The 20,642-nt window shown below is 69.0% G+C and carries 9 protein-coding genes; 6 read left to right on the forward strand and 3 right to left on the reverse strand.

The features are described 5' to 3' along the window. Positions 1-30: 30 nt before the first annotated feature. Genes N0B51_RS00575 through N0B51_RS00590 form a run of 4 tightly spaced genes read left to right on the forward strand, consistent with a single transcriptional unit; the run spans position 31 to position 12,303 of the window. The gene (locus N0B51_RS00575; protein ID WP_259960244.1) at positions 31-1,881 is read left to right on the forward strand and encodes a ShlB/FhaC/HecB family hemolysin secretion/activation protein; all 1,851 of its coding nucleotides are present in this window, start codon (positions 31-33) and stop codon (positions 1,879-1,881) included. Continuing rightward, positions 1,881-8,963, forward strand: coding sequence for a two-partner secretion domain-containing protein (locus N0B51_RS00580; protein WP_259960245.1), 7,083 nt, complete (start codon positions 1,881-1,883; stop codon positions 8,961-8,963). The genes N0B51_RS00575 and N0B51_RS00580 overlap by 1 nt, the downstream gene beginning before the upstream one ends. Before the next feature lie 47 nt (positions 8,964-9,010). After that, complete coding sequence (locus N0B51_RS00585; protein WP_259960246.1) at positions 9,011-10,330, forward strand: multiheme c-type cytochrome; 1,320 nt, start codon at positions 9,011-9,013, stop codon at positions 10,328-10,330. Next, positions 10,327-12,303, forward strand: coding sequence for a heme-binding protein (locus N0B51_RS00590; RefSeq protein ID WP_259960247.1), 1,977 nt, complete (start codon positions 10,327-10,329; stop codon positions 12,301-12,303). The genes N0B51_RS00585 and N0B51_RS00590 overlap by 4 nt, the downstream gene beginning before the upstream one ends. 33 nt (positions 12,304-12,336) lie before the next feature. Here N0B51_RS00590 and N0B51_RS00595 read toward each other — a convergent pair whose 3' ends face one another. Both N0B51_RS00595 and N0B51_RS00600 read right to left on the reverse strand, forming a co-directional pair. Then, positions 12,337-13,050, reverse strand: coding sequence for a DUF4331 domain-containing protein (locus tag N0B51_RS00595; RefSeq protein ID WP_259960248.1), 714 nt, complete (start codon positions 13,048-13,050; stop codon positions 12,337-12,339). Then, entirely contained in the window at positions 13,050-13,673 is a 624-nt protein-coding gene (locus tag N0B51_RS00600; protein WP_259960249.1) for a DUF4331 domain-containing protein, read from the reverse strand. Before N0B51_RS00600 ends, N0B51_RS00595 begins: the two co-directional genes overlap by 1 nt. Positions 13,674-13,975: 302 nt before the next feature. On the opposite strand from N0B51_RS00600, the gene N0B51_RS00605 reads away from it, so the two are divergent. Beyond that, positions 13,976-15,727, forward strand: a complete 1,752-nt coding sequence (locus N0B51_RS00605) for a hypothetical protein (protein ID WP_375545917.1) — start codon at positions 13,976-13,978, stop codon at positions 15,725-15,727. After that, positions 15,727-19,746 (forward strand): LVIVD repeat-containing protein, encoded by a 4,020-nt coding sequence (locus N0B51_RS00610; RefSeq protein ID WP_259960251.1) that lies wholly within the window; start codon positions 15,727-15,729, stop codon positions 19,744-19,746. Before N0B51_RS00605 ends, N0B51_RS00610 begins: the two co-directional genes overlap by 1 nt. Positions 19,747-19,761: 15 nt before the next feature. On the opposite strand, the gene N0B51_RS00615 is transcribed toward N0B51_RS00610, so the two are convergent. Then, positions 19,762-20,610: a phosphodiesterase gene (locus N0B51_RS00615; protein ID WP_259960252.1), complete on the reverse strand. Its 849-nt coding sequence runs from the start codon at positions 20,608-20,610 to the stop codon at positions 19,762-19,764. Positions 20,611-20,642 lie beyond the last annotated feature (32 nt).

A 20,642-nucleotide genomic window follows, 5' to 3' on the forward strand; every position in this document is an offset into this window, starting at 1 on the left:
CGCACGAAAAAGGGGGGCAACGACCTCCCCATGACCACCAAGGTCACGGATGCCCGTCCTGCGGGGCGGCCGCCGTGCGACGAGGAGCGAGGGATGGAGGCTTCGGCCAGGAGTCGAGCGCGCGCGCGGCGCGCGAAGGGGATCGGACCGGCGCTCGGCACGGCGCTGGTGTTGTTTCCCGCGCTTGCGTCGGCGCAGGTTACCGCACCCAGCCGCGACGACCTGTCGGTCGGGCGCGATGCCCCTCCTCCGGCAAGCCGGCTCAGCGTCGAGGACGGGATCGAGCGCGGCCCCTGCCCGCTGGCCGAACCGGCCTTCGCCGGCGGCATGGTGACGTTTTCGTCGGTCGAGTTCACCGGCCTGCCGGGCGTTCCGCCGGGCGAGCTTGCCCCATCGTGGCAGCGATACGCGGGCCGCGAGGTGCCAATCACCGCATTGTGCGACGTGCGCGACCGGGCCGCGACCGAGCTGCGCCGGCAGGGCTTTCTCGCCGCGGTCCAGATTCCGCCCCAGCGGATCGAGAAGAACGGCACCGTCCGGATGGACGTGCTCGCGGCCCGGCTCGTGGAGCTTCAGGTGCGCGGCGATGCCGGGGGCGCCGAGAAGCTGATCGAGGAGCATCTCGAGCCGCTGACCGGCGAACCCTATTTCAACACCCGCGACGCCGAACGTAACCTGCTGCTGCTGCGTGACCTGCCCGGATACGATGCGCGGCTGACCCTGCGGTCCGCCCAACGCGCGCCGGGCGAGGTGATCGGCGACATCGTGGTCGATCGCGTTCCGGTCGAGCTCGTGGTGGGCGCCCAGAACATGGGCAGCAGGGCCACAGGCCGCGAGGGGCTGTTTGCCGAGATCGCCTTCAACGGCCTGCTCGGGTTGGGCGACCGGACCACCGCCAGCATCTACAACACCGTGCAGCTGGACGAACAGCGGATCATCCGCCTCGGTCACGAGCTCGCACTCGGCGCCGGCGGGCTGCGGGCAGGAGGCAGCGTGCTGTTCGGCCGCAGCGAGCCGGACATCGCCGGCGGCGGATTCCTCAGCCGGACGTTCGCGGCGGGCGTGTACCTGCGGGGCGTGCTCGCCCGGCGGCAGGCAAACTCAGCGTTCCTCACCGGCGGCATCGAGAAAGTGGACCAGGAACTGACGTTCGGCGGGGTTCAGCTGTCGAACGACGAACTGGCGATCGCCTATGCGCGGCTCGACCATGTCGCGCTCGATCCCGCCAGCCTTTCCGGCACCGGCGGCTACACGCCGGGCGACCCGCGCTGGCGGGCGCTCTCGACCCTGGAACTGCGCAAGGGGCTCGGTATTCTCGGCGCCAGCACGGGCTGCGCCACCGTGGCGAACTGCCTCCCGCCCAACATCCCCATCAGCAATACACTGGCCGATCCCCGGTCGCTGGTCGTGCGGTTCGAGGGCCAGTACGAGTATCGACCCGTGCCGCGCGTGACCCTGGCGATGGCCCCGCTGGCGCAGTGGTGCGACGGGCCGCTGCTGGCCTACGAGCAGGCGAGCCTCGGCAATTACACGATCGGGCGCGGGCTCGATCCGGGCGTCGCGCTCGGCGACCGGGTGCTGGGATCCTCGTTCGAACTGCGGTTCGGTTCGCGCGTGCCGCGCGGCGACTTGAGCCTTGCGATCGAGCCGTTCGCCTTCGTCGACTGGGCGAGGGCCTGGCTCGACGACGGCGGGGTCAATCCCGACCCGCGCGGCGTGCTGACCGCCGGCGCGGGCGTGCGCGGCCGCTGGAAGGACCGTTTCGACTTCGGCCTGACCTTTGCCGCGCCGCTGCGCCGTGCGGGTTACCAGACCGAGCGGAGCGACCCGCGCCTGCTCTTCACGCTCACCGCGCGGCTGCTGCCCTGGGGAGACTTCTGATGGATCGCACCGCCTCTTCGCCCACCTGCGTGATAGGCCGGCGGCGCACCGCGCTGCTCGCCGCGTCGGCGCTCGCGCTGGTTCTCGCCGCGGCCCCCGGCCGGGTCGTCGCGCAGGCGTACCAGGGCAGCGGCACGGTCCCCGCGGGCGCCGGCGGGGCGGTAATCACCCCCGGCCTCAACACGACGACGATCGACGTCACCGCCCCCAACACCGTCATCAACTGGACTCCGACCGACACCAGCGGTCCGGCGGTGATCGACTTCCTTCCTGCGGGCACCACGGCCACGTACCGGTCGGACCTGACCGATTACACGGTGCTCAACCGCATCCTTCCCTCCACCCAGAGCGCGATCGGGCTGAACGGAACGATTCAGAGCACGGTGTTCGACCCCAACACCCAGGGACAGGTGACCGGCGGCAACCTGTGGTTCTACACGCCGTACGGCTTCGTCGTGGGATCGAACGCGACCATCAACGTCGGCGGCCTCCTTTTGACAACCAACGACGTCGGGTACACGCTCGATGCGACCTCGGGACAGGCAAACTTCCTCGATGCCAACGGCGCGGTGAACCTTCGCGGCGCCGCCGGGTCCGGGGCGGGAATCGTCAACAACTCGCTGTCGGCCACGGGGATCAGCGCCAGTTCGTACATCGCCTTCGTCGCGCCCCGGATCGAGCAGCGAGGCAAGGTGACCGCCGACCGGTCGATCGCCTATGTCGCCGGGGAATCGGTCGATCTGAAGATCAACGCGGGGATGTTCGACATCGCGGTGCTAACCGGGACCACCGACGCCGAGGGCATCGTTCACGCCGGAACCACCACCGGCAGCCAGTCGACCGGGTTCTTCGACACGAAGACGATCTCGATGGTCGCCATTCCCAAGAACGACGCGCTGACGATGATGCTGTCGGGCAGCATCGGCTATGCTCCGGCGGCGAGCCTGTTCAACGACGGATCGGCGATCGTGCTCGTGGCGGGCGACGGGGCCAGCCCCGCCGGCAACATCGCGATCGGCAATACCGACTTCGCCAATTCGCTCGATGCGCACGCCACCGGCGACCTTGTCGCTTCGGTGTCCGGTTCGGCACCCCAGCAGAGCCTGGGCGCGATCCGGTTCGGGAATTACGCATACCTCTCCGGCGACAATTCCGTCAGCCTCGTTGCGGGCCCGGGCGGCACCATCACCGCCGACCAGCCGCTGAGCCTCTATGCGGACGGAACGGGCGGTACGGGCGGGACCGTCACCGTCACGGCTCTCGGGGCGGCAGCCGACGGAACGCCCGCCGGCACAATCGCCGTGAGCGGCTATCTGCAAGTCTCGGCGAGCCGGTACGGATCGACGAGCGAGGACTCGACGATCGGCACCGACGGCACTGGCGGCGCCGTGCGCCTGCTCGCGGACGGCGGATCGATCGCCACCGGATCGCTCTACGCCTATGCCGAAGGCTACGGCGGATCGGGCACCGTGACGGCCGGCGACGGGTACGGCGGGTCGATCGAGATGCGCGCCGGATACGGCGGGTCGATCACCTCGAACTACACCTACCTCGGCGCGCGCGGGGCGGGCGGATACGGTGCGCCCGACGCCACGGGCGGCGAAGGCGTGCCGGGCGACGGAACCGGCGGCACGATCATCCTCGCCGACAGCGGAACGACCCTGGGCCTCGACTCCACCGGCGGGTCGCTCGCCCTCGGCTTCGTCAATCTCAACGCGACGGGGGACGGCGGCTACACCGGTTCGGGCCTCGACGGGGGCAACGGGTTCGGGGGCGCGATCGACCTGTCCATCGGCCTCCAGGACCAGTCGTGGGATTACCTGAGCGCCAACGTCAGCGGCTACGACGGCAGCGGTTCGTTCGACCCGGTGGGCGGAACGCTCGACATGGCGATCACGGGCGGGGCGGCATTGACGGTGCTGGGCGGGATGGATCTCTACGCCGATGCCGTCGCGGGGGTCGATGGTGGCCCCGGCGCGTTCGGCACCGGCGGCGCGATCACCCTGACGGTCGACCAGGGCGGCCGCCTGGAGGTGTTCGACAGCAGCCGCATCTCTGCCAGCGCGTTCCTGTCGGGACTGTTCCTCCAGCCCGATAGCACGCCCGACCTGACCGGCGGGACGATCGACATCCGCGTCGACGGCGCGGCGAGCGCATTCGTGACGGGCAATCTCTATGCCTATGCCGACGCGACCAATTCGGGGGCAGACACCCTCGCCGGTTTCGCGAAAGGCGGCACGGTCACGGCCACGGCGTCGAACGGCGGCTTGATCGACGTCGTCGGCGTAGACGGCACCCAGGGGTTCGCGCAGATCACCGCCAACGGGATCGGCGGCAACGGCGTGCAGGCGAGCGATGCGGCCGGCGGGCTGGTTGCGCTGGCGGCGTTGTCGGGCGGCCGGATCGATTCGCTCAACCCCATCGAACTGTCCGCCAGCGCCGGCCAGGCCTATGTCGCCGACACAGGCGGACTGGGCAATTCTGGTACCGCCGGTACGGTCGACGTCCACGTGATCGGCGGGACGATCGCGCCCGGCGTCCAGGCCTACGCGATCGCCAATGGCGGCTACACCCCTGCCGGTCCCGGCGGCGACAACGTCGGCGGCACGATTAACCTTGTCGTCCTGCAAGGGGGCAGTTTCCTGGGCTCGTTTGTCGGGCAGGCATACGGCGCGGGAGGCGATTCCGACGACGGAGACGGCGGCAGCGGCACGGGCGGCCGCTTCACGATGGCAACCGATGCGACCGCCGCCCTCCCCGGCTTCGCGCTCGACTTCACCGGATACGGGCGCGGGGGGACCGGCGCGGGCGGGACCGGCGGCGACGGCATCGGCGGTTCGGCACTGATCGACATTCTCGGGGGCCAGCATGACTGGGACCACGCGACCGTCCTGACGTTCGCGCAAGCCGCGTTCCCGGGAGGCGCCGGCTCGCTTACCGGCTCGGCGACCGGGGATCCGGACGGGATCGTCTTTCATGTCGGCGAAGGCGCTTCGCTGGCGATCGCCAACGGGATCACGCTCGATGCGCGCGCGCTCGGCAGGGTCAATGGCGGGACGAACACCGCGACGGGGGGCGCGGCCAGCTTGTTCGTCGATAGCGGCGCCGCTTTGACCGCGGGCTTCGTCTACGCCGACGCCTCCGCCACGATCGACGGCGGAGAGATCGATGCCTTCACAACCGACACTTCGCCCAACGCGACCGGCGGCCACGCGGTAATCGTCGCCGATGGGGGTACGCTCTCGGCCCCGCTGATCGAGGCTTATGCCAATGGCGAAACCTCGGGTGCGCTCACCGCGGCGGGCGAAGCGCGCGGGGGCACTGCGACCGTAGGCGCGGCAAACGGCGGCGTCATCCGCGTCGAAGGACAGGGCCGGGCGGTGGGCCTCTACGTCGAGGCGCAGGGCCTTGGCGGCGAAGGACCGTCGGCAGCCGCTGCGTTCGGGGGCCATGCGACCGTGTTCGCGCAAGGCGGCACGATCGTATCCCCCTATGACCTGACCGTTTCGGCCGATGCGATGGGCGGCAGTTTCAGTGGCACCTTCACCGCTTCGGGAATCGCGGGCAACGGCTTTGACGCGACCGGGGGGCTGGCGCTCGTCGAGATGGCCGGCGGCAGTTCGGGAACGGGCGGGATCACCGTCCCCTCGCTGACCGTCAGCGCCATCGGCGACGCGTCGGGCGCCGACCTGTCCGACGGCGCGGGCGGCGACGGCACGGGCGGGACCGCGCGGCTGCAGGTCGCCGACGGGACCCTGACGACCGGTGCGATAACGCTCCTGGCGACCGGCGCGGGAGGCATGGGGACCGAGAACATTGCCGGCGGCCCGGCGTACAGGTCCGGCAACGGCACGGGGGGACTGGCCGAGTTCGCGCTTCTCGGCGGAACGGTCGCGACCACTGGCATCACAGCCGACACCACCGGGACCGGTGCGATCGGGGACGCGTTCACCAGCGGGGCGACCCCCTCGATCGCCGGCAACGGCCAGGGCGGCAGCGTACGGTTCGTCGCCGATGGCGGAACGCTGAGCGACAGCGGGGGCGTAACGCTCGTCTCGCGCGGCTATGGCGGAGCGGGCGCCTTCAATCCCAACCCCGGACCGGGCGGCGACGGTGGCAGCGCGACGGGCGGGACCGTTTCGTTCGTCGCGTCGCCCGGCAGCACGGCGGCGCTGGAGATCGCCGGCGCGATCTCGCTCGTCGCGAATGCCGAGGGCAGTATCGGCGGCTTCGCCTCGAGCGGCCCCCGGGGCGCGGCGGGCGCCGCGACCGGCGGAAGCGCCGCCATGGCACTGTCCGACATCGCGTTCTCGTTCGGGACGGTTTCGCTCGACGCTTCCGGCTTTGCCGCGAGCGGCACGGCGAGCTTCGGCACCGGCGGCAATGCGAGCTTCGCGCTTGCCGACGCCGCGAGCGGACCGGCAACTCCGCGAACGATAGCCTCGCTCGACCTGCAGGCCAGGGGCGACGGCGTCGACGGGAGCACAGGGGGAACCGTGGCCTTCACCTCCGCGGCCGGCTCCGCCGGTTCGGGTCTTGCCGTCACCGGTGCGTTCACCGCAATCGCGTCAGGTTCGGTTCCGCCGTCCGGCCTCGGGTTCGCCGGCATCATCTCGGGCGCACCGGTCACGGTCGGATCAACGGCGACGATCCTCACGCCGGGCGATGCGAACCTCGCGATCGCGGACACGGGCGCACTCGTCGTCACCGGCGACCTGACCATCGACGTCGGCGGCGCCTTTGCCTCAACCGGCCTGCTCTCGACCCTCGTCAATGCGACGGTCCGCGCGCCTGGAGGCATCGCGATGACCGACCTGTCGGCGGGCGGCACGACGCTGCTGGCGGCAAGCGGAGGCCCCGTCGTCGTGAGCCGCGACCTGATGTCGGGCGGGCTGGTCACCGTGCGCGGCACCGCGGTCGACATCGTGTCGCTCGGCGCTCTTGCCTTCGCCGATGCCGACGCGACCGGCGGCGGCCTGTCGATCGCAACCGAGGGCGACCTCGATCTTGCAACCGTCGACGCGACCGGTGCCGTCACGCTTTCCAGCACGGCGGGAACGATCCATGCCACCGGAGCGGTCAACGGCACCGACCTTGCCCTGGTCGCCGGCGGCGATGTCGTCTCGGACACGATGCTGGCCGCCAACGGCAATCTCACGGTCGCTGCGGGCGGACTGTTCATCACGCCGACGGCGAGCGCCAGCGCCACCGGCAACGTCAGCCTGTCGGCCGATCTTGGCCTCGACCTCGCGGCGGTCGTGTCGGGCGGCACGACGCTGCTCCGGGCCGACAGCGGGGCCATCGTTGTCGATAGCCTGACCTCCCCCGGCGCTGTAACCGCCAGCGGGCGGTCGGTATCGATCACTTCGCCGGGGGCGCTGGCGTTTACCGGCGCCAATGCCACCGCGGGCGACCTTTCGCTGACGACGGCGGGCAACCTCGGCCTGGCCGCGGGATCCGCCACCGGCGCCGTCGCGCTGACCAGCGGGGGCGGGTCGATCTCGGGCACCGGACCGATCGCATCGGACGGCCCACTCTCGGCGCAGGCGTCGCTAGGCATTGCGCTGGGGACCGTGACGAGCGGCGGCACCGCCGGGTTTGCGGCGAGCGGCGGGCCGGTCACGATCACGGACCTCAACGCGGCGGGGTCGGCATCTGCCCAGGGCACGGCGATCGCCATCGGCTCAACCGGGGGCCTCGCCGTCAGCGACGCGCGGGCGACCGCCGGGGCCCTTGCGATCACCGCCGCGCAGGGGCTGAACGTGGGCACCGCGTCGGCCACCGGAACCCTGGCGCTCGCCGCCGGCGGCGACCTCGCGACCAGCGGCGCGGTCACCGGCGGGGGCGTCTCCCTCTCCGGGGCGAACGTGACCCTCGGCGGCAGCGTCGATTCTTCGGCAGCACTCGCGATCACCGCCCGTCAGACGCTGGCGGTGAACGCCCGCGCGACGGGACGCACCATCGACGCGGTCGCGGCCGACATCGGGATCGGGTCGGCAGGCCAGCTCGGCAGTCGCGGGACGACGCAGGCGATCACCCTGGCGACCGGCAGCCCATCGGCTCCGCTGTCCGTGGGCGGCGCTGGAACCGGCACCGGCTACAGGCTCGACAAGGCCGAAGCGGCCAGGCTGTTCGCGGATTCGACCATCACGATAGCCGGCGGCGCAGGCGACATCGCGGTCGGCGAGCTCGCGTTGAGCTTCGGTTCGGCCGGCACGGCCAACATCGGGACCGGTGGAACCTTCAAGCTCGACACGAGCGGCAACGTAACGGTGTCCGGCGCGGTCACATTGGCGACCGCGTCGGCCGGGGATACCTTCTCGATCGACCCGGCGCGGATCGACGTGATCGCGGGCAGCGGCTCGATCGCGCTGCTCGGTTCGGGCGGCACGCCGCTGGGCACGCTCGTGCTCGACGGCGGAACGATCGCAGTGGCAAGCCGGCAGACGATCGACGCGATCGGGTCCGCCAGCGACTTCGCCGCGATCGCGGCCCTGCTCGACCAGCCCGGCCCGGCGGGCCCTGCGGGAGGCTACCTCCAGGCGGGAACCATCGCGGTGTCCGTCGACAATGGCTTCTTCATCCAGAACGCAGGCACCGGCACCGCCTACGACGACCGCCGCGGTTTCGCCGCGCAGGCATTGTCGATCCACACCGGGGAAGGCTCGCCGCAGATCTCGATCAACGGCGTACTGCTGGCACCCGGCGGACCGATCACCGGACTGGCGGTCGCGCCGCTGGTGACCATCAACGAAGCTGCGGCGGTCGATTACGCGGGCGCGCCGGTACCCACCGTCAACGGCTGCGCGGTCAACGTCGATTGCGCGCGCCCCGATCTCCCCGGCCAGTCGCGCAGCGACCTCGAGCAGCCGCTGTCGAGCGAGGGGACCGCGCAGGGCGATGGCGGAGACGCGCTGCTGGCCAACAGCCTGCTGGTGTCGCTGTCCGAGACGCAACCGCTGATCGCGCCGCCGGTGGTGGACGAGCCGATCACGGGGGTCGGCAACGACGACTTCTGGCAAGTGCATTGCGAGCCGGGGGACGATAGGGCAGAGTGTCCCGCAGGGGACAGGGAGGACTAGCTGTGCGCTTCCAGGCGGTAAGGGGCCCGCTCTCGGCAATCCCGGCCATGCTCGTGTTGGTCGGCGCTCTTCTGGCCGCCGGCTCGGCCTACGCAGCGGGAGGACGATACCTCGGCGTCGCCACTTGCGCCGGATCGACCTGCCACGGACGCGCAGAAGGCAACGGCGCCGTCGTCCGCCAGGACGAGATCGCCACTTGGCAGGAACCGAACAGTCCCTCCGGCGCGCACAGCCGGGCCTACGCGGTGCTCGACTCGCTCCGCGGCCGCCAGATCGCCGCGACGCTCGGAATCGAATCCGCCACGTCCTCGAGCCAGTGCATCCAGTGCCACGCGACCCCGGCCGCGGCGGGCGAGCGCGGCGCGCGCTTCCAGCTGTCGGACGGCGTCGGCTGCGAAGGCTGCCATGGTCCCGCCGACCGCTGGCTGGCGACTCACTACACGGTTTCGGGCAATCACGCCGCGAACGTTGCCGCGGGCATGGTCCCGCTGGAAAACCCCCAGGTCCGCGCGCGGCTGTGCCTCGACTGCCACTACGCCGGCTCGCAGGCGGGACAGTTCGTGACGCACAAGGTGATGGCGGCGGGCCACCCGCGATTGTCGTTCGAGCTCGACCTGTTCTCGGCGCTCCAGCAGCATCACGACGCCGATGCCGACTACGTGGCGCGCAAGGGCAACCTCTCGAGCATCCGCCTGTGGGCGGTCGGCCAGGCCGAGGCTGTCCGGCGCGCGATGGCCGTCTTTCGCGACCCCGCGCGCGGTAGCCAGGGGCTCTATCCGGAGTTCTACTTTTTCGATTGCCACAGCTGCCACCGGCCGATCACCGACGGGCCGCAGCGGCGGCTGACCTTCGAGACCAATCCCGGCCGCCCGATCCCCTTCGCCACTCCGCCGTTCAACGACGAGAACATGATCATGCTCTCGGTCGCCGCGCGCACGCTGGCGCCGGACCAGGCAGCCGGGTTCAACCAGGCCACCGCCGCCTTTCACCGCGCGATGGGACAGGGACGGCCCCAGACCGTCGCCGCCGCCCAGCAACTCGAGGCCGCGGCAGGCGCCTTGTCCGATGCGTTGTCGCGGCGCGGCTATGGGGCAGCCGACGGCTTCCGCGTGGTCGCGGCGATCGCCGACCGGACCACCGCCCCCCGGTTCACCGACTACGCGGGGTCCGCGCAGGCGGTCATGGCGGTCGACACGCTGCTGAACGCGATGGTCCGCGAAGGCAGGGTCACGGTCGGCGCAGCGGCGGGCATCCGCGCGTCGATCAACCGCGCCTATACCGCGGTCGCCACGCCCGAAAGCTACAACCCGGGCGCGTTCCGGGCCGCGCTTTCCCAGGCGGCCCGCAGCATAGGCGCGCTGCAATGAGGGTATCCCGCCGCACCGGCTGCCTGGCGATCGCGTTGCTGACGCTCGGTTCGTGCGGCGGCGGCGGCAGCAGCGGTTCGGGGGGATCGGCCGCGGCCCCCGCGCCCGCGACGCCCACGACGCCCGCGGCGGTCTACGCCGCCCCGACCCAGGACGCGTTGAGCGTCGCCGAGGTCCAGAGGATCATCGCCCAGGCGGTCGGCGAGGCCGACGCCCGCAAGCGCCCGGCGACGATCGCGGTGACCGACCGGGTCGGCAACGTCCTCGCCGTGTTCGTGATGAACGGCACGATCAACCGCTCGCTCACCAGCCGCCTGACCGCGACGGGCGTGCTGAACGACAAGGACGTCGATCTCCAGGGCACCAACGTCGATTCGGTGATCGCGGCGATCTCCAAGGCGCTGACGGGGGCCTACCTGTCGTCGGGCGGCAACGCCTTCTCCACCCGCACCGCAAGCGAGATCGTCCAGTCCAACTTCCCCCCCGCCCCCAACACCGTGGGGATCGAAAGCGGACCGCTCTCGGGGGTGCAGTTCAGCCAACTGCCGTGCTCGGACCTCAACACCCGGTTCGTGGCGGGCGGCGGCCCCGGAGCGTTCATCGGTCCCAAGCGCGCCCCGCTCGGCCTCGCAGCCGACCCAGGCGGGTTTCCGCTGTACAAGAACGGCGTGCTCGTCGGCGGGATCGGCGTCATGGCGGACGGCGACTACGCGTTCGATACCAACGTGACCGACCTGCTGGTCGACGACGAGGAGGCGATCGCACTTGCCGGGCTGCAGGGCTTCGCCGCACCGGATTCGATCGTCGCGGACAGGATAACCGTCGATGGCGTGTCGCTGCGCTACAGCGACATGCGCGTTGCCGACCTGCACCCCCTGAAAAACGACTTTGCGGCGATCCAGGGCACGATCGGGCTTCTCGTCGGGGTAACCGGCTACAACAACGCGGCGATCATCCCCGGCACGCCCTACGGCACCGAGGCCAGCGGCTATCGCGCCGCCACCCCGGCGGAATTCGCCTTTCCGGACGCGTTCGTGCTTTCGAACGGCAGCGGCGCGAACCGCTACCCGATCCGCGGCGGAACCGACGCGGGCAGCGTCGCGCAACCGCTCACCGCCGCCGAATCGCGCGCAATCCTGGAAGAAGCCTACCGGGTGATGAGCCGCGCACGCGCGCAGATCCGCCGGCCGCTCGACAGCCGGGCGCAGGTGACAATCAGCCTCGTCGATACCAACGGCAGTGTGCTGGGCATCGTCCGCGCACCCGATGCGCCCATTTTCGGCACCGACGTTTCGCTGCAGAAGGCGCGCACGGTGACTTTCTTCTCGGGGCCCAACGCGGCGAGCGACCTGCTCGGCAATCCGGATGCCGAAGTCGCCAACTACGTCGCGCGCGCGCGCACCTTCTTCAACGATACCACCGCCCTCACCGGGAAGTGGGCGTTTGGTGCGCGCTCGATCGGAAACCTCGCCCGACCGCATTTCCCCGATGGCGAAGCCGGCCGCCCCGAGGGACCGTTCGGGCGCCCGATCGAGGATTTCAATCCGTTCGCCACCGGTTTGCAGGTGGCTCTGATCAAGTCGAACGTGCTCCAGCACGCGCTGTTCACCGAGGGCAAGCCGTTCAACGACACCCAGCCGCAGTGCACGCTCCTGCCGCCCGCGCCAAACGGCAAGCCGCGGCTGGCGAACGGGATGCAGATCTTCTCGGGGGGCGTGCCGATCTACCGCAACGGACAGCTCGTCGGCGGGATCGGCGTGTCGGGCGACGGCATCGACCAGGACGACATGATCAGCTTCCTCGGCGTGCACAACGGCGGGCAGCGCGTGGGCGCCATCGGCAACGCCCCGATCCCGATGCGCGCCGACCAGATCGTCATCCCGATCGGGGCCGGCGTGCGGCTGCGCTACGTCAACTGCCCGTTCGCGCCGTTCCTCGACACCAACGACCAGAACGCCTGCCAGGGATTGTAGGGCGAACGCTTCGCCGGGCGGCGCGCGGCGCGGTCAGATTCGCCTTGCGCAGATTTCGAGGCCGAGGTTGGTTAGGTCGTCGCCGATCGCGTTCATGAACAGGACCAGCCCGGCCCGTTCCTCTTCGGTGAATTGACCTGCAAGGTCCGCCGATTGCGAGGCATCGTTGTAGGTGTTGCGCATCGACGAACTGACCAGGATCGTCGCGATCGCCGGGTTCCCCATCCGGTCAACCGACGTGTAGGCCGAATCGGGATCGGTGCGGAAGTCGAAGCTCGTCCCCGTAGTGGCCGCGAGCTGTGGGTTGCCCGTCGGTTTGGCAAGGAAGGGAAACGTCGTCGTCGGCGCCGGGAAGCTGCGCGGCGGATTGAGCGGCAGATTGGCGAAGGTCCTCAGGCTCTGGCCGCTTTCGGTGAGATCGAGGAACAGCATGGCCACCATGATATCGACCACCTGATCGTCCGGAATCCGCCCGTTCGGAAAGCCCGCAGGACGCGACAGGTCGAGCACCAGCGCGTCCGGAGTCGCGATGAGCTGCCGCACGCTCATCCCCATGCCCGGCACGGCCTGCGTGAAGCAGGGCTCCACGTTGTAACTGAACGCGCTTTGCCCCCCGCCGCTGCCGATGGTCGGGGTCGGCGTGGGTCCGGGCGCCGGGGTGGCAGTGGGCGCCGGGCTGTCACCGCCGCCGCAGCTTGCGAGGAGCGCGGCCGAGGCGGCTGCGGCGAGGAGTGCGAGCTTGCGCATCAGATCTGCCCTCCGATTCGGCTCGTGGTCGACCATATCCGCACGGTTCCCGTGCCGTTGGCGATGCGGCTTTGGGGAATCGAGATCACGAAACCCGTGTCGTTCTGGTTATCGAAGAAATCGCGCGTGTTGTTGAACCGCACCTGCCCGGTCGGGCGGATCTGTCGAAAGCCCACCAGATCGAAGGTGAACGGATCGTCGAAAAGGCCGGCCCGGGCCGTGACGCCATCCTTCGTCAAGTTCGTCTCGACCGGGCCTTCGAGGGTCCCGTTCACACCCGGCAGACCTTCGAACCGCACCCCGAATTCGTTGGCCCTCGTGCCGGCGCCGAAACGCACGCGAATCGCGACTTCCGGGGTATCGTCGGGCGGCGCCGTCGATATCAGAACCTTGTACAGGACGTTCCGGTCGTAGAATGCGGGCGCCGTGTTGACGTTGGGCCCGGCAAAAGTGACCGACAGGTTGACCATTCCGTTGGCGTGCCAGGCGTACACGTCGGCGATGTCGGCCGGCAGATCGGGCGTCTGATCGACGGTCGGGTCGGTGCGCGCAGGCGGGTCGAAGTGGTCGGCTGCACGGTTGGGCGCTCCCGTCAGCGCGACCAGAGCGAGGGCTCCGACCACGGAAGCCCCTGCACCTACAGCTATTTTCCCAATTCTGGGCATCGACGTTTCTCCCCGCGTCTGGTGCGCGTCCCTCCATCGAAGCGGTGGCATTCTCGGCCCTCAGCGAGATTCCGCAAGTTCGCAATTGCAATTGTGGCAGATTTTCCTCACTTTTCCGAGTGGGAAGGGGCAAAATTCCTATGACTGCCGCGCTGACACTGCTGTCCGCACTGGCTCTGTCCTTGCAGGCGGAGGCCCCGCCGCCCGCCGCCGAGGCCGATTCGCTGCCCCCCGATGCCACCGACTCGCGGTCCGAGACGATGTCCGGCGAAGCGGGCGATCCGCCGCCCGTCGACAACGAATCGATCGACGGCCGGCGCCGCCCCGGGTACGACGCCCCGCTGCCCGACCGCCTGACGCAGGACAACCCGGGCGCGGTGCGCGCGCCCCCGCCCGAAGCATTCCCGACCGATCAGGTTCCCATCCCCGATCGCTGGCGGCTGATCGAGTCGCTGGGTGTCGTCAAGGAGCGCTGGTTCGATCCCTATCACCAGAACACGCTGAAGGGCGACCGGCCGCTCGACCCGGAGAAATGGCCGCTGATCACCGGACACGACTGGTTCTTCTCCGCCAACCTGATCAGCGACACCGTGATCGAACCGCGGACGTTTCCGATACCCGTCGGGCTGCAGACGACCGAGCGCCCAGGCAGCCTCGACGTGTTCGGAAAGGACGCGAGCTACCTGCTGTCGCAGACCTTCATCGTCGGGGCCGCGCTGACCAAGGGTTCGACCGCCTTCAAGCCGCCCGAGATCGAGTATCGCCTGGCGCTGGCCGTCAACGTCAATTACGCGAACGTGCCCGAGCGGCGCGTGCTGCTGGTCGAACCCTCGGCCCCCAGCCACCGGTTCGACCACTTCGTCGGGGTCCAGGAAGCGTTCGTCGACTATCACATCCGCAATACCTCGGATCGCTACGACTTCGATTCGATCCGCGTGGGGATCCAGCCGTTCCAGGCCGATTTCCGCGGCTTCCTGTTCAACGACCAGAACCTGGGCATCCGGCTGTTCGGCAACCGCGACAACAACCGCTTCCAGTACAACCTGGCCGCTTTCTGGCGCATATCGAAGGACACCAATTCCGGCCTCAATGACCTGACCACGCGGCCGCGCGACGACTGGCTGTTCGTGGCCAACGTCTATCGCCAGGATTTCCTCATTCCCGCGCTGACGAGCCAGGTCACCGTCGCCTACAACATGAACCGCGAAGGCGACGAGTATTCCGAGGACAAGAACGGGTTCCCGGTGCGCCCCGCGCTGCTCGGCAACATCCGGCCGCGCAACTACGACGTCGTCTACGTCGGCTACAACGCCGACGGCCGGATCGGCCGCATCAACCTCACCGCGAGCGCCTACGGGGCCTTCGGAGAGGACCGCTACAACTTCTTCACCGACAAGAGTGCCGTGATCCGGGCATTCTTCGGCGCCGCCGAATTGAGCTACGACCGCGACTGGATGCGCTTTCGGCTGTCCGGCCTGTGGGCGAGCGGCGATCACGATCCGTATGACAATCGCGAAGGCGGCTTCGACGCGGTGTTCGAGAATCCGGTCTTCGCGGGCGCCGACACCAGCTACTGGATTCGCCAGGCGATCCCGTTTGCGGGCGGCAGCCGCGCGGTTCTGGTCAACGGGCGGAACGGCATCCTCAATTCGCTTCGCTCTTCCAAGGAAGAAGGGCAGTCGAACTTCAATAACCCCGGAACCATGCTGGTCGGCCTTGGCGCCGACTTCGACGTCCTGCCGACGCTGCGCGTTTCGGCCAACGCCAACCACCTGTGGTTCGAGGACACGATCACGCTGCAGGTGCTGCGCAACGAGGGTTCGATTCCGCGTGAGATCGGGTGGGACCTGTCGGCCTCCGCGATCTGGCGTCCGTGGGCCAACCAGAACGCGGTTGCCCGCCTGTCCGCCGCGGCGCTCGTGCCGGGAGCGGGTTTCCGCGACCTGTTCGGCAATTCCAACGGCAACCGGAATTACTACTCGGTGCTCGCCAACGTGGTACTGAGTTACTGATGCGGGCCGATCGCCTCCTCGCGTTGTTCGCGCTTGTCGTCCTCGCCTGCGGGATCGGATGGTCGACCTCGCGGGCGTCCGAGGGCGAGACGCCGGTCAAGCGCACCTACCCGGTCTACCCGGCCGCGCCGCTGACGCAGACCATCGCCGAGATGGCCGGCAAGAGCGACGGCTGCACCAGCTGCCATGTCGCCAGCGATGCGCCGACGATGCACCTGTCGCCTGCCGTTCGCCTGGGCTGCACCGATTGCCACGGCGGCGACGCGGCGGTCGTCGGCAATCCGCAGCTCGACCGCGACGATCCGGCCTATGTCGCGGCGCGCGACGCGGCGCACGTGCTGCCCACCTACCCCGAGAGTTGGCACTTTCCGTCCTCGGCGAATCCCAGGCGCAGCTACGCCCTGCTCAACAACGAGGCACCCGAGTTCGTCCGCTTCGTCAACCCGAGTGACTACCGCGTCGCGCGCGAGGCGTGCGGGGCGTGCCATCTTCCGGTGATCGAGGCGGCCGAACGGTCGTTGATGGCAACCGGCGCGATGCTGTGGGGCGGCGCATCGTACAACAACGGGATCGTCCCTTTCAAAAGCTACATCTTCGGCGAAGCCTTCACCCGCGAGGGCGAAGCGGCAAAGGTGGTCAGCGCAGGCGACCCGCCCGGCACCGTCACCGAAAAGCAGAAGGACCGCGGCGCGCTCGCCGCGCTCTATCCGCTGCCTACCTGGCACGTGGTTCCGCCGGCCGACGTGTTCCGTGTGTTCGAGCGCGGCGGGCGCACGATCAATTCGGTGTTCCCGGAGATCGGGCTGCCCAACGTCACCGGGCAGATCCAGCGGCTCGACGAGCCGGGCCGCCCCGACCTCAAGCAGTCGAACCGCGGCCCGGGCACGGGACTGCGCGTGGCCATCCCGGTGCTCAACATCCACAAGACGCGGCTCAACGATCCGTTCACCTGGTTCATGGGGACCAACGATCAGCCGGGCGACTATCGCCATTCCGGCTGCGCGAGCTGCCACGTCGTCTACGCCAACGACCGCGAACCGCGCCATTCGCTGACCTACGCCCAGTACGGACGCGACGGCCAGACGATTACCGCGGACCCGACCATCGCCGACAAGTTCGAACACGGGGATGCCCACGGCGACGCGCACGACAAGGGCCATGGCGCGCTCAAGGACGGCCACGAAGGCGCGGAAGGCCAGGCCGCTGTCCGCGAAAAGGGCCATCCGCTCCAGCACGTGTTCACGCGATCGATTCCGACCGCACAGTGCATGAACTGCCACATGCACCAGCCCAACATCTTCCTGAACTCGTTCCTCGGCTACACGATGTGGGACTACGAGTCGGACGCGCCGGCGATGTGGCCCGAGACGCAGAAGTACCCGACCGCCGAGGAAGTGCGGGCGATCAACGCGCGCAATCCGGAGGGCGCTGCGCCCAAGGGCAAGTGGGCGGACATCGATTTCCTGCGCAACGTCTATGACCTCAATCCCAGCCTCAAGGACACCCAGTTCGCCGATTATCACGGCCACGGGTGGAATTTCCGCGGGGTGTTCAAGCGCGACCGCGAGGGCAACCTGCTGGACAAGGACGGCAACATCGTTTCGCCCGACGACCCCGAGAAGTGGCGCAAGGACGGCGAAGGCAAGTTCGTTCCCGCAGGCGTCAATCCCGGCAAGACCGTCCACCTGATGGACATCCATGCCGAAAAGGGGATGCAGTGCGCCGACTGCCACTTCGCGCAGGATAGCCACGGCAACGGCCTGATCTACGGCGAGGTGGCGAACGCGATCGAGATCGGCTGCAAGGACTGCCACGGCACCGCCGACGCCTATCCCAACCTGCTCACCAGCGGCCCCGCAGCCCCGCCCAAGGGCAACAACCTGGCGCTGCTCCGCAACCCGGACGGCCAGCGCCGCTTCGAGTGGACGTTCGACAGCGCCGGGCGACAGCAGCTCATCCAGCGGTCGATCATCGACCCGGACCTCGAATGGCGGGTCAGCCTGGTCAAGGACAGCGTCGACCCGGCGAGCCCGCGCTTCAACGCCAAGTCCGCCCGCGCCAAGCTGATGAGCGAGGAGGGTGCAGAGGACGGACTGTTCTCGTTCGGGCCGGGCATCGCGCCCGAGAACCGTGCGCACAAGGACAGCGAGATGGCGTGCTTCACCTGCCACCTCTCGTGGACCACCAGCTGCGGGGGGTGCCACCTGCCGATCGAGGCGAACTGGAAGACGACCGATCACCACTTCGAGGGCGAGACCACGCGCAACTTCGCCACCTACAACCCTCAGGTCGCGCGCGACGAGATGTTCCAGCTGGGCAAGCACATGACCACCAAGGGCAACCAGACCGCCCCGGTCCGCTCCTCCAGCGCGCTGGTGCTGAGTTCGACGAACATCAATCGCGAGCGGATCTACGTCCAGCAGCCGCCCATCAGTTCGATCGGATTTTCCAGCCAGGCGTTTGCCCCGCACTTCCCGCATACGGTGCGCACGACCGAGACGAAGACCTGCTCGGACTGCCACCTGTCGGAGAAGGACGACAACAACGCGATCATGGCGCAGCTGCTGCTGCTCGGCACGAACTACGTCAATTTCGTCGGTCTCAACGCCTGGACCGGCCTGGAAGGCGGGTTCGAGGCCGTGCGGGTGACCGAGTGGGACGAACCGCAGGCGGTCCTCGGCAGCTACCTGCACAAGTACGCCTATCCGGACTTCTATCGCGAGTTCGTCGACGATTACGGCCGCGAACTGAAGGACCGTACCCGCGGCCGGACATTCGACGGCAAGGTGTCTGGCGAAACCCATTCGTTCGAGCAATTCGCCAACGTCGTGGAGGGCACCCGCGACCGCGTGGGATGCCTCCAGCTGCGCGGCGAGTACATGTTCGTCGCCGAAGGCAAGGGCGGTTTTCGGGTCTACGATGTCGCGACGATCGCCAACAAGGGCTTCTCCGAAAGGATCGTCACCGCACCGTTCTCCGCGCTGGGCCACGACACCCACGTCTCGTCCAAGAACGCGACGTGCATGGCGCTGCCGACCAACCAGCCGATCGCCCCCACCCGGTCGACACCCGAGATGCGCGAGCTCAACCAGGAGCAGCCATTCCTGCCGATCTATCACTACGCCGCGGTGACCGACGCCGAGGAAGGCCTGATCCTGGTCAACGTCGACACGATGGCCGACGGCGAGTTCCGCAACAACAAGCTGAAGCGCGCGGTCACCTGGAACCCCGACGGGGTGCTCGACGGCGCGCGCCACATCGTGCTCGCGGGCGAGGTCGCCTACATCGCCGCGGCCAGCGGCCTGGTAACCGTGGACCTGGCCGACCCGCTGAACCCCAGGCTCGCCTCGGTCGTCCCGCTCGACGACGCGCGGGCGAGCGCGATCCAGTTCCGCTACCTCTGGGTCACCGATCGTGAGGGGATCAAGCTGTTCGACGTGACCGACCTGCGCAACCCGGTCGCGGTCCCCTCGGGCACCGTGCCGCTAGCGGACGCGCGGCGGGTCTATCTCGCGCGGACCTATGCCTATGTCGCGGCCAAGGGCGACGGGCTGGTGATCCTCGACGTCGAGAACCCCCGGGATCCGTCGATATACCGCAAGGAAACCTTCGGCGGGCGGATGACGGACGTGGAGGACGTGGTGGTCGCATCGACCAACGCCTCGCTGTTCGCCTACGTCGCGGACGGGCGGAACGGGATGAAGGTGCTGCAACTGACCAGTCCCGACAGCCAGCCCAACTTCTACGGCTTCAGCCCGGCACCCAGGCCCGAGCTGATCGCCTGGGCAAAGACCCCATGGCCGGCCATCGCCATGTCGAAGGGTCTCGACCGCGACCGGGCGGTGGACGAGACCGGTGGGCAGATCGCGGTCTTCGGGCGGCTCGGCGCGCGGCCCTTCAATCGCAGCGAAATGGAAAAGCTGTTCCTCACCAGCAAGGGCGTGCCGTGGAAGGTATCGGATACGCCGGACATGAACCGCTGGGTGGCCGGCAGGGGACCGCTCGCCGGCGGCGAGTGACCCCCGCTGTGGCGCCTACTCGCGCTCGCCGAACATTTCGTGGATCATCGGCTGGAGCTTGTCGGTGTAATGCGCCAGCGCGTGCCAGCCGCTGACCTGCTCGTAATGGCTGACGAGCGCAGTCCCGTCCCAGCGGTGCAGCGCATAGCTCGGCGGCTCGGTGGTGATCAGGTCGCGCCCGTCCGGACGATCGGCGTCGACCCGGCGCAGGTCCATCGCCACCAGCGGAGCCACCGATCCGGTGACGTTGAGCGGGATGCCGCAGAACGTCGTGCTCAGCGGCCGGTGAAGGTGTCCGCAATGGATTGCCGCGATCTGGCGATGGCCCTCGACCGCGCCGCGGAAACGCTCGATCCAGCCTTCGTCCGGCGCGGGATCCATCCAGTCGATCCCGCTGACCACGGGCGGATGATGCATGAAGATCAGTGTCGGCGTGTCCGGATGGCCGGCGAGCTGCGCTGACAGCCAGGCGGCCCGGGCCGCGCAGAACGCACCGCCGTGGCGGCCCGGCTCGAGCGTGTCGAGCATCAGGATGCGCAGGCCCCCGGCTTCGAGGGCATAGTGGATGAAGCCGTCCTCGTGTGGCACCTGCGGGAACGCGTGGAGCAGCGCTTCGCGGGTATCGTGATTGCCGACCATCGGCCAGACCGGAAACGGAAGGCCGGAAAGGAGCGCCGCCGCATCCTCGAAACTTTCGATATCCCCGTTGTCGGTGATGTCGCCCGAAAGGACGAGCATATCCGGCCTGTTCGGCCCACCGAGCAACCGGGCAAGGGTCGCCCGGAACCGGCGCAGGTTGAGCTCTTCGGGTTCCTCGTCGGGGTCGAAGCCGATATGGATATCGGTCAGCTGTGCGATCAGCATTGCGGCCGCCCTGCCGCGCTTCGCCGCATCCG

The sequence above is a fragment of the Tsuneonella litorea genome (assembly GCF_025154015.1).
Lineage (GTDB): Bacteria > Pseudomonadota > Alphaproteobacteria > Sphingomonadales > Sphingomonadaceae > Tsuneonella > Tsuneonella litorea.

Excerpts from the sequence above, each read along its gene's own strand:
- N0B51_RS00610 (WP_259960251.1), top strand. The coding sequence starts at position 15,727 with ATGCGGGCCGATCGCCTCCTCGCGTTGTTCGCGCTTGTCGTCCTCGCC.
- N0B51_RS00575 (WP_259960244.1), top strand. The coding sequence starts at position 31 with ATGACCACCAAGGTCACGGATGCCCGTCCTGCGGGGCGGCCGCCGTGC.
- N0B51_RS00580 (WP_259960245.1), top strand. The coding sequence starts at position 1,881 with ATGGATCGCACCGCCTCTTCGCCCACCTGCGTGATAGGCCGGCGGCGC.
- N0B51_RS00615 (WP_259960252.1), bottom strand. The coding sequence starts at position 20,610 with ATGCTGATCGCACAGCTGACCGATATCCATATCGGCTTCGACCCCGAC.
- N0B51_RS00590 (WP_259960247.1), top strand. The coding sequence starts at position 10,327 with ATGAGGGTATCCCGCCGCACCGGCTGCCTGGCGATCGCGTTGCTGACG.
- N0B51_RS00595 (WP_259960248.1), bottom strand. The coding sequence starts at position 13,050 with ATGCGCAAGCTCGCACTCCTCGCCGCAGCCGCCTCGGCCGCGCTCCTC.
- N0B51_RS00585 (WP_259960246.1), top strand. The coding sequence starts at position 9,011 with ATGCTCGTGTTGGTCGGCGCTCTTCTGGCCGCCGGCTCGGCCTACGCA.
- N0B51_RS00605 (WP_375545917.1), top strand. The coding sequence starts at position 13,976 with ATGTCCGGCGAAGCGGGCGATCCGCCGCCCGTCGACAACGAATCGATC.